This window comes from Streptococcus parasanguinis (assembly GCF_001073155.1).
Classification (GTDB): Bacteria; Bacillota; Bacilli; order Lactobacillales; family Streptococcaceae; genus Streptococcus; species Streptococcus parasanguinis_D.
The window spans coordinates 26,851-35,205 of sequence record NZ_JVEE01000007.1 but is presented as its reverse complement, the minus strand read 5'-3'; the positions used below and the strand labels follow the sequence as shown (position 1 = coordinate 35,205).

The 8,355-nt window shown below is 37.3% G+C and carries 14 protein-coding genes; 10 read left to right on the top strand and 4 right to left on the bottom strand.

All coding sequences use genetic code 11. From position 1 onward, the window contains the following. Positions 1 to 96: 96 nt before the first annotated feature. From ADH92_RS00665 to ADH92_RS00650, 4 genes are all read right to left on the bottom strand, one after another. Entirely contained in the window at positions 97 to 1,242 is a 1,146-nt protein-coding gene (locus ADH92_RS00665; RefSeq protein ID WP_049495942.1) for a site-specific integrase, read from the bottom strand. 125 nt (positions 1,243 to 1,367) lie between these two features. Then, entirely contained in the window at positions 1,368 to 2,249 is an 882-nt protein-coding gene (locus tag ADH92_RS00660) for a TM2 domain-containing protein (protein WP_049495940.1), read from the bottom strand. A 16-nt stretch (positions 2,250 to 2,265) separates the two neighbouring features. Then, positions 2,266 to 2,646 (bottom strand): ImmA/IrrE family metallo-endopeptidase, encoded by a 381-nt coding sequence (locus tag ADH92_RS00655; RefSeq protein ID WP_049495936.1) that lies wholly within the window; start codon positions 2,644 to 2,646, stop codon positions 2,266 to 2,268. 10 nt (positions 2,647 to 2,656) lie between these two features. Beyond that, on the bottom strand, positions 2,657 to 3,013 hold the full coding sequence (locus ADH92_RS00650; RefSeq protein ID WP_049495932.1) for a helix-turn-helix domain-containing protein: 357 nt from the start codon (positions 3,011 to 3,013) through the stop codon (positions 2,657 to 2,659). A gap of 314 nt (positions 3,014 to 3,327) precedes the next feature. Between ADH92_RS00650 and ADH92_RS00645 the strand changes: the two genes are divergently transcribed. The 10 genes from ADH92_RS00645 to ADH92_RS00600 all read left to right on the top strand — a co-directional run bounded on the left by ADH92_RS00645 (position 3,328) and on the right by ADH92_RS00600 (position 8,347). After that, positions 3,328 to 3,519, top strand: coding sequence for a hypothetical protein (locus ADH92_RS00645; protein ID WP_049495928.1), 192 nt, complete (start codon positions 3,328 to 3,330; stop codon positions 3,517 to 3,519). A gap of 99 nt (positions 3,520 to 3,618) precedes the next feature. Continuing rightward, positions 3,619 to 3,903 (top strand): hypothetical protein, encoded by a 285-nt coding sequence (locus ADH92_RS00640; RefSeq protein WP_049495926.1) that lies wholly within the window; start codon positions 3,619 to 3,621, stop codon positions 3,901 to 3,903. Next, positions 3,897 to 4,169: a hypothetical protein gene (locus tag ADH92_RS00635; RefSeq protein WP_049495925.1), complete on the top strand. Its 273-nt coding sequence runs from the start codon at positions 3,897 to 3,899 to the stop codon at positions 4,167 to 4,169. The genes ADH92_RS00640 and ADH92_RS00635 overlap by 7 nt, the downstream gene beginning before the upstream one ends. Continuing rightward, positions 4,159 to 4,392: a hypothetical protein gene (locus ADH92_RS00630; protein ID WP_049495922.1), complete on the top strand. Its 234-nt coding sequence runs from the start codon at positions 4,159 to 4,161 to the stop codon at positions 4,390 to 4,392. Before ADH92_RS00635 ends, ADH92_RS00630 begins: the two co-directional genes overlap by 11 nt. 2 nt (positions 4,393 to 4,394) lie before the next feature. Further along, the gene (locus ADH92_RS00625; protein ID WP_049495918.1) at positions 4,395 to 4,871 is read left to right on the top strand and encodes a siphovirus Gp157 family protein; all 477 of its coding nucleotides are present in this window, start codon (positions 4,395 to 4,397) and stop codon (positions 4,869 to 4,871) included. Position 4,872: 1 nt separating this feature from the next. Beyond that, positions 4,873 to 5,343 carry a hypothetical protein gene (locus tag ADH92_RS00620; RefSeq protein ID WP_049495915.1) on the top strand — a complete coding sequence of 157 codons (471 nt, stop codon included), beginning with the start codon at positions 4,873 to 4,875 and terminating at the stop codon, positions 5,341 to 5,343. Continuing rightward, on the top strand, positions 5,327 to 6,514 hold the full coding sequence (locus tag ADH92_RS00615) for a DEAD/DEAH box helicase (RefSeq protein WP_049495912.1): 1,188 nt from the start codon (positions 5,327 to 5,329) through the stop codon (positions 6,512 to 6,514). Before ADH92_RS00620 ends, ADH92_RS00615 begins: the two co-directional genes overlap by 17 nt. Positions 6,515 to 6,622: 108 nt before the next feature. Beyond that, entirely contained in the window at positions 6,623 to 6,973 is a 351-nt protein-coding gene (locus ADH92_RS00610) for an SIMPL domain-containing protein (RefSeq protein WP_049495909.1), read from the top strand. A 1-nt stretch (position 6,974) separates the two neighbouring features. Next, entirely contained in the window at positions 6,975 to 7,781 is an 807-nt protein-coding gene (locus ADH92_RS00605; protein ID WP_049495905.1) for an AAA family ATPase, read from the top strand. A gap of 56 nt (positions 7,782 to 7,837) precedes the next feature. Continuing rightward, the gene (locus ADH92_RS00600; protein WP_049495902.1) at positions 7,838 to 8,347 is read left to right on the top strand and encodes a DUF669 domain-containing protein; all 510 of its coding nucleotides are present in this window, start codon (positions 7,838 to 7,840) and stop codon (positions 8,345 to 8,347) included. The last annotated feature ends 8 nt before the right edge of the window (positions 8,348 to 8,355 follow it).

Here is an 8,355-nt window from a genome sequence, read left to right as displayed (position 1 = left end):
TATGCTAAAATAGTGACATACACCCCCTAAACCCTTGATAACACTGACTTTCTGAAGTGCTGGAAGTGACTGAATACGGGATTGAATACGACATATTTATATTACCATGTATTCAAGAAGTTTTTCCACTGTATCGGTTCGCTGTTCTTCCGTTATGTGGGTGTACAGATCCAGCGTAATTTGAACGGTGCTATGCCCTAATCTATCGGAAATATTTTTAGGTTCCACACCAGCGCTAAACAGCAATGAAGCGTGTGTATGTCGTAAGCCGTGGGGTGTGATTGGTTTTAGGCCGTGTTCAGTTACGAAGCGTTTGAAGTATGGTATAAAATTGTGAATGTGTACCCAATCGCCCCGCTGGTTTGTAAAAATGAAATTATCATCACCTTCAAAGTGCTTACCATTTTTGAAGTAAATCTTTATTTGGTCCTTTTTCCAATTCTTCAGGATTGAAAGAGTGTTAGGATCAATAGAAATCACGCGCTTGCTATTTTTTGTTTTAGGTGTTTGAAGACTTTGTTTCTCTTTGATCCTGACCGCTGTTTTATTGACAGTGATTTTTTTACCTTCAAAATCAATATCAGACCACTTTAGGGCTAGGGCTTCCCCTTGGCGTAACCCGGTATAAGCCATTAGATGAACTAGCGGGAAGAAATAAGATAGCGTAGCATTTTGTGCTAGTTTTAAAAACTCCTTTAATTCTTCCTTGGTTAAAAAGTTCCCCTTCCTTTGAGTTTGCCGGCTTTTCGGTTTGATCACCTTATCAAAGGGGTTTGAATGAAGTACATCCATTAAGACGGCGTATTTAAAAATTCGGTTAATAACTGAAAGATAATGATTATATAGGACGTAGCTTTTACTTAACTCAATTACTACCTTTTGGCAGTATGTGACTGTAATTTGTTTCAGCTTCATCCCTTTAAAGTGTTCCTCAGTCATTTTCTCAACCTTGGACCGGACATTTTCGAATGTGCTAGGTTTGACCGTGGTTTTGTAATTCTCCAACCACAGGGCGGACAATTCTTCAAACGTCGGATTTAAAAGCTGGGAGCGTTCAGCACTTGGAAGGCCGTTTTCTTCCACGTCTAAAAGTAGGTTTCTTTCCGCTTGTTTAGCTTCCTTTTGGGTCTTAAACCCCCGGCGCGTGGTTCTTCTTTCCTTACCGGTCAAGGGGTCAACCCCTAAATAAGTTTGGAATAAGTAACGGGTTTCCCCGTTTGTAGTAGTATATTTCTTTATCATATCGTTTCCTTTCTACTAGCTTGCCCGCATAGTTGAAAAAGTGAAATGAATTTGTTATACTACCCTTGTACATAGTATTTCTTTATCTTTTCCTTTCCAGCTTGCCAAAGCCGGAAAGGCTTTTTTTATTTATATAAAAGTTCAATTAATTCTATTCCTGAATCTGAAAAGATCCCTGAATCAATTAATTTTTGTTTGCTAGCTTCCAAATATTCCGGGTTATCCAACCTTTTAGAAATTTCTAACTGTTCGGAATAATAACGTTTAATGAAATTACTTTCTTCACCTTCTAAGCCTTTGTACATTCCTTCAACGGATTCAGCCAAAGCCCTAACTTCCTTATTTTCCGGAAAAGCTTCACACAAAGGCGCTAATTTAGAAAGATTGTCTAAGGTGTTTTTTAATGAATCTGAATAAATTTCAAGATCTGAAGTAGTCATTAATGGAGTAGAATACTTCTCTATTTGTTTCATTGCTTCACTTGCCCCGGCAAGTTGATCCGTTTTTATTTTTTCTTTATCAATTATTTTTATATTTCCGTTTGTATCAACTTTTAGAAACAAAGCTACTAAGGCACAATATAAACCAACAAAGAAAGGTACAGTAGTCCAAAAGAAACACAGGGACAGGAAGCCTTTTTTCTTTTGGCCTGAATAGAAGTATTGCGCCCCAAAAATTCCTAAGAATACAGCTAAAAGAATATACATTACTTTATTACAAATATATTCTTTAGTTTCAATTCTATAAAAGCTATACCCTACCAATTCAGGTTCCGGCGCCGTTCGCTTGGTATTATTATGGCTTCCGTTCTTTAGTGGTTTTAATGAGTCAACCGTTACCTTGTGATAAGCCTTGTTATAAATCGCCTTTTCAGGGTTCTTAATATAGCCCATTCCTTTTTTTCCGTATAAAGGGTTTACTGATTTTTTTAAAGTTCTATTAATTCTTCCGGTTGTCCTAGCTTTAAAACTCTTTTTAAGGCTGGGTGTTCTAACTCCAATTTTCATTTTAAAACTCCTTTTCCTAAATTAAGGCCTTATATTCTTCCTTGATCATGATTTCATCCGTGACAGTGGTAAGCTGGTAATACTCCATGAATTTCATATAATTAAAATCCGCCTTATTTTCTAATTGAGAAAGGGCGTCTTTTAATAAATGATGAATCATGTTCCTATTCGCTTCATTCTCACAGCGCACCCTAGCATTAGTATATTCCGCCGTGGTATGGTCAAGGTGGCCCAATTCGTGAAGTAACACTTTCATTCTTTCCCGCTTGTTTAGCTTATCGGAAATGAAAGCAGTCCGGGTTTTAGGATCGTAAAAACCGACTTCATCCGGCAACAGATCGCCGTTAAAAGTGTGTACAGTAATATCATAACCCTTTAAAATTTCTTGTTCAGTCAAGGCGTTATACCTATTCTTCAGTCCCCTTTAGATATGCTTCTATAATGGATTGAATTACTTTCTTCTTTTCTTCAGTTAATTCACGCCCGCCGAACATCATGACATTTTGGGCCATGTCTTCAACATTAAGGGCGGTTTGGCCTGATTGATCATTAGAAGCAATAGTAGGGTTTTCCGACTTCCCTAGTAAATAATCAACAGACACTTCTAAATAGTCCGCAATTTCTTGCAGGCGTTTGGTGCTGACATTTTGACGTTTTAAAGAATACAAAGTATTTCTACTATAACCCAGCTTTTCTTCTAGCTGATTTAAAGAAAGACCCCGTTTTTTCGATAATTCTTTAATTTTTTCAAACGTGTAAAGCATTGATTTATCAACCTTTCTTGGAGATTGACAAAAATATTTTAAATTATTTTATTAAAAACTATTGACAATTTTAAATAATTGATTTAAAATGATTTTTGTAAGTGATAAGCAACTAAAAAAACAACTAAAAAAACAACTAAAAAATAAAATGATAAAATCAAGTTTTGGCGAACCGGTTTTATTAAATTTGCTAGTGTTTTCTTATGTCTTCATTTTAAATTATCTGTTTAAAATTGTCAACAATAATTTTAAAATATATTTAATTTTTTAGTTGCTTTCAATTTTACAAAAAGAACAGAAAGGGGGAAACATAAATGCCAGATATTGACGTAGGACGAAAAAAAGTAGTTGCCTTCTTGGAAAAGAACAACATTAAAAAAAGCGATTTGGCTTCTGTATACGGCCGGGACCGTCAAGAAGTAACTAACATTTTGAACGGTTCAACCCGTGGGCCAAAAGCGAACAAATTCATTTTGCAAGTCATTGCTGATTACAACATTGACTAGACAAAAAAAGAAGCACCCAAAGAATTGAGCGCTTCAGAAAATTTTAACTACCTACATTATAACACAAACTAGCTTGCCCGCATAGTTGAGGGGGTGGAAATGGAAAATATAAGTTTACCGCCTTTGTTAAATGATGAAATAGCAAAAATGGCCATTAAAGAGCTTCTTCAGTTTGCAAAAGAAGAAGTTAGAAAAGAAATGGAAGCTGAACAGCTCCCAATTAACCAGAAGACTTTGTGTAAGAAGTTTGGATTTGACCACAGCTATATTAAATATTTAAGACGGAAAGGCCTGAAATACAGAAAGCAAGGCCGGGATAATATGTACGACCTGAAGGACGTATATGAAATTTTTGAACAATTAAAGGAGATTGAACAATGTTAGAACCAAGCCAAACAAGTCAATTTTTAGGGACAGTAATGGCCGGAACGTTATTCTTTTCCGTTGGTTTCCTTGCTTCAGTGATTGACCATAGAATAGCAAAGAAACGCGAAAAGAAAGCCCAAAAGATCGCAGAATTACAAGCGTTTTGGGATCAGGAAATAGCCGAACATGATCGGAAAGTTATTGAAGAACACAATAACCAAATGGCGATTTTAAGAAAACAATCTATTTCTGACAATGATTGGAGCCTAGACAATGTTCTTTAAAAAAGCTAGAAAGATCAAGAAACTTGAAAATATTATTGAGATCCAAGACAGCCGAATACTTGAACAAGGGGACCTTCTACGGGTGACACTTGAAAGAGAAAGAAAGCTAACAAGGATCAAAAATAAACAAGATGTCCTAATCAGAAATCAAAAAGAATTAATTTTGAAATATAAATTAATGATTAAGGACTACCAAGATAAAGAAAGAAATGTGAGGTATTAACTATGCTTTATGAATTAGTAGGGCAGTACCTAGATATCTATAACATGGATATTGATGAAGAAACCAAGCTGGACACTATCGAAGCGCTGGGGCTGGATGAAGAAATAGAAACCAAGGCGGAAAATTACGCAATGGTGATCCGGAACCTTGAAGCAGAAAATACAGCTTACAAGGCTGAAGAAGAACGCCTAAAAAAGAAACGCGATACCAACACTAAGAAAATTGATTGGTTGAAACGCAACCTTCAGGGGGCAATGGAAGTAACAGGAAAAACCAAGATCAAAGGTAAGCTGTTCACTCTATCGGTCCAAAAATCAAAAGAAAGCGTTATTGTGGATGAAGCAAGCCTACCTAAAAAATATTGGGTGAAAAAGGTAACTGAAGCCCCTGACAAAAAGGGATTGTATGACCTTTTGAAAGAAGGTAAAAAAGTGAAGGGCGCAAGCCTTCAGGAAAATCGTAGTTTAAGGATTCGATAAAATGAAAATTTTAACTATTGACCCTTCTTCAAATAAGGCCAAAGATAGCACCTCAGGGATTGCCTACCTTAATAATGCCCGTTTAATAAATTATTGGGTAGTACCTAAAGGGCTACCACATATTAAACAGTGGTTTGATGAAATAGGCTATGAACTAACCCCGGACGTAGTAATAATTGAAAAATTTGAAGCGCGTGACAATGACTTATCTAAAGATAATTCAGTAATGGAAACTATCGCTTACTTTCAGTTATTTTTTCCGGAAGCTATTCTACAGCGTAACGCCGGTTATCAATCGGACATACCAAATGAACTACTAAAGGCCCTGAACCTTTGGAAGTTTAGCAAAAGCCATCACCAAGACGTGAGGGCGTCGGTCCGGCTGGGATTGTTTTGGGCCGTAAGAAACGACATTGAAGAAGTTGTTTCCGACATTGGAAAGGCGGTGGTAGAAAATAGCGATACAGCTTAAAAAATGGCAAGAAGAAGCCGTAAAGCGTAGCGATAGACTAACAAACGGTATCTTTTTAGAAGCCCTTGGGGGCCGTGGCAAAACAATTTGCGCCCTTGAAATCTGTAAGCACAAGAAAGCTAAGAAAGTCTTGATCTTAAATAACCGCTTATCCATTCTTGAAGGCTGGAAAGACACGGTTCAAAAGTTCAACTATTCGGATAATTGCGATTTTGAAATTATAACGGATAGAACTTTACAGAATAGGGTTAAAAAGGGCCTTAAAATCGCTTGTGACGTCTTAATAATAGACGAATGGCAGAATATGAGTAGTGACAAATTAAGGGGCTTATATCGCAAAATAAAGCGTAAATACACTATAGGGCTATCCGCTACCCCAATCAGGAAAAAGGGGCTGAATTTCTACCCGCTTGAAAAAACAATCTTTGGGCGCGCTGATCCAAATAATAAATTTGATTGGCAGAAAACACATGGCCAAATGGTTTATGATCCGTTTTCTTACTCTAAAGAGAAATGGAAAGATTTTAAAAATTATGAAAGCTATGTTGATAATCTCCCTAACTTCTTCCGCTGGGAAGAGATAGAAAAGATTGAACAGGCGACAGAAAACAACGGCTACAAGATCCGCTTTTATAAAAACACTTTAAAGGCCGGAAATCCGGAACTTTTAAAGAAATTTAGAAAGCTGAATTTAGTAACGGTTGACGGTAAGAGCGCTATAGCTAAACAATCCTTTGGCCGGGCTACCTTTGAACGTTACTTACAGCAAACCGGGGTAGAAGTTGACTTTCCAAAGTTGAAACCAACAAACCAAGATACCCCGTTACTAACCACGCTTGACGGTTTAATAAATCGAACCCCTGAAGATATGCTTATAGTCAGCAAGTCCAAACAGGTTGTAAATGTGATCCATGACCGACACCCAAATATAGGAATATGGACCGGTGACCGACAGGAAGGCCTAGAAAACAAGGTAGTAGTTGCTACTAGTCAAGTCCTAGGCGTAGGAGTGGATGGCTTACAACACAAATACAAGACTATTGTAGTGCTGGACCCGGTAAGTGAAGAATCCGGGGAATATAACGATTATAGGCAATTACTTTGGCGGATCACAGGGAGCCGGCAACAACATGATGTAAATGTTATTGAATTTTATTTTAAGGATGGATAGAAATGAATATTGAAACAATCGTATTCAGTACACTTATTTTCCTAGTAGGGTTTCTACTAGGGGAACGCGCAACAAAAGAAGAAAAGAAAGATAATGAGGAACAAAACAATGACTAAAGTAACTACTAAATATTATGTATTCCGTGACAAAGAAGAAGGCGAATTTTTGGCTAAATACCAAAGTAAAGGCACACTTGCTTACCATGCAGAATATACGGATGAAATTCATAAAGCTTTAACAATGATTCCGGAAGCTTATGAAGCGCAAAAGAAACAAATGAAATTGCTTGCTAAAACGCTAGGCGCTGAAATCATTGAAGTAAACGCAACTTTTGAACTCACTTACCCAAACGGGGATGAAATCCGTGAAATTGAAAAGGATGATTCAGATGGCCTTGGTGACTTTGGTGAATTTCTGAAACGCCGTTTAGCTTCAGCAATTTTTGGGGAAGGTGAATAAAATGGCCTTTAAATTACCTGAAAATAAACCACAGATCCCAAAGGACACACCTAGAAATTTCTTTATCTATGGCGATACCATGAGTGGGAAAAGCTACTTGGCAAATGAGTTTCCAAACCCTATCATCTTAAATACAGATGGTAACGCTGAAGCTAACACCGTACCTAGTATTCAGTTATTGAATGTTAAGGACGATAAAGGACAAATTACAAAGTCAGTAATTGAACAACTTTCGGAAATCGTGCTAGCCTTGCGAACTCAAAAACACAATTACCAAACAATCGTAATTGATGTAATTGATGATGTGATTGATCTAATTTCCTTTGCGCTCCAAAACCAATTCGGGGTGGATAGCTTAGCAGAAATTGGCTACGGAAAAGGTTATGCTATGCTGAAATCGGTGCTGAAAGAAATGATCTCAGATTTGAAAGCTATGCCATTCAACGTTATTTATATTTCCCGTCTTGATGAAGTTTATGACGATAAAGGAAAGAAAATTGGTGAACGCCCTTCCTTGGGTCAAAAACAATTAAATCAATTCAATGGGAATTGTGATTTGATGATTAAGACTGAAAAAGTTGGAAATCATTATAACCGTGAAGTTGATCGCAAACGCAAAAAATACTATATGGACCAGGTGGATGATAAAGAAATCTTGAAAATCTTATCAACGATCCGCGGGGCCTTGGAACCAACAAAAGCACCAAGCAAGCCGGCACCAGTTAAAAAGGAAGAAGCCAAGGAAGAAAAGCCAAAGGCGACTAAACCACAGAAACAGGAAACCGTTTCTGAAGATGATCTTTTCTAATTTTTTAATACAACAATTTTAAATAAATAATTTAAACACAAAAGGAGAATTAAACAATGAGTTTACTAGACATTGCACAATCAATTAAAAAAGAAGGGTTTGACCCACGCAAAGACAGCGCAAACGGCCCGGCACCAATTCCAGCCGGTGAATACCAAGCTATTTTGAAATCTGTACAGTTTAATGTAGCAGAAAGCGGATGGGAAAGCCTACAATACCGCTTTGAAATTCGTGGTGGTGATTATGACGGCCGGACCGAATATGTTTCATTCGGTACCTTGGACACTTGGAACGGGAAAGATATCGGCTGGTCTGTACAACGTACAATCAAGTTCTTCCAAAAAGCCCTAGCCTTTGCAGACGACGCACCCTTTAAAGCTGATTTTGATGATGGTAAGGCCCTAGAAGAAGCCCTTAACCGTAAAGCGGTAGGAACCTACTATACTTTGGTAATCATTGAATCAGAAAGCAAGGGTAAAACTTACCGCAACTATGATCTTAATGAAGCTGAAGGCCTACCAAATACAAGCTCCGTAGAAGTAAATGAAGATGATCTACCATTCTAACATTTAGG